Origin of the sequence: Lactococcus ileimucosae (genome assembly GCF_943193185.1) — a bacterium.
In the GTDB taxonomy this organism is placed as follows: domain Bacteria; phylum Bacillota; class Bacilli; order Lactobacillales; family Streptococcaceae; genus Lactococcus; species Lactococcus ileimucosae.
This window is the reverse complement of record NZ_CALPDE010000060.1, coordinates 1-1,164: the sequence shown is the minus strand read 5'-3', so window position 1 is coordinate 1,164 and position 1,164 is coordinate 1. Positions and strand designations below refer to the sequence as shown.

Below are 1,164 nucleotides of genomic sequence, written 5' to 3'. Positions count from 1 at the left end.
ACCGGCAGCTCGGTCAGTTCCGGTGGCTCCTCGACCAACGGCAGCGGTAACTGATCCAGCCCCTGCTTCAGGATCGAGGTGATGCTCTGGTAACTGGCGGAGTGGATGGCCAGCGCCCGGGCACAGGCCTGCTCCAGGCGATCACGACTGTAGCGCCGACTAAGGTTCAGAAGTCCCAGGCAGGCGCGGTAACCATGTTCCGGATGAGGCCGATCCTTGAGCTGCTTCTGCACCACGCCCAGCGTGCCGGGGCCGATGTCATTGGCCCAGTTCAGGAACCGTCCCGGTGACCAGTTCTGATGGGCCTGGTGCGATTTAGGCATGTGTTCAGTCAGGGTGGCGAAGCGGCCCTTACCATGACGAGGATGTAGCGCCACTCGCTGCCCTTTGTGCATGACCTCCACGGAGGTGTCGGTCACCCGAACGTCCAGCTTCACCCCCACCAGGGCGTGGGGCACGCTGTATAGCCGCTTCTCGATCTCGATGTGATAGTCGATACCCGGCCGTGCCTTACGCCACTCGGCGTAGGTGTAGGGCGTGGCGGGGAGTGGTCGTAGTGCCGGTCGGTCGAGGGCATCGAACAGGCTTTGACGACTCTCTGTCCGTCCTTGGAACGGGCGCTGGTTCAGCGCTGGTAACAACGCGGCGATGGCGGCGTTCAACTCGGCCAGAGAGAAGAACGTCTGGTGCCGTAACCGGGCCAGGATCCAGCGCTCGACCAACAGCACGGCGGCTTCAGCCTTTGCCTTGTCCTTGGGCTTGTAGGGACGCGCGGGCAGCACCGCCGTCTGATAGTGAGCAGCCAGTTCAGCGTAAGTCTCGTTGATCTTCGGGGTGTAACGGTCCGCCTTGGTGACCGCTGCCTTGAGGTTGTCCGGAACCAGCAGTGCCGGCACCCCGCCGAAGAACGTCAGCATCCGTTGGTGGGAGGCGATCCAGTCCGGCAGGCTCTGGCTCCCGGTGGCCTCGGCGAAGGTGTAGCTGGAGGCGCCAAGCACGGCGACAAAGACCTGGGCCTGACGCATCTCTCCGGTGCTCCGGTCCACCACCGGCACGGTCGGTCCGCAGTAATCGATAAAGACCTTCTCGCCGGCCCGGTGAACCTGGCGCATGCTGCGCCGTTGCCGCCCCCGCCAGAGCCGGTAGTGGTGGCAGAATTGGCTG

At 64.1% G+C, this 1,164-nt stretch carries 1 protein-coding gene; it reads right to left on the bottom strand.

What is annotated here, in order from left to right:
- Positions 1 to 1,164, bottom strand: a 1,164-nt coding sequence (gene istA, locus NFR51_RS11020; protein ID WP_251713624.1) for an IS21 family transposase, incomplete at both ends; no start/stop codon positions are given.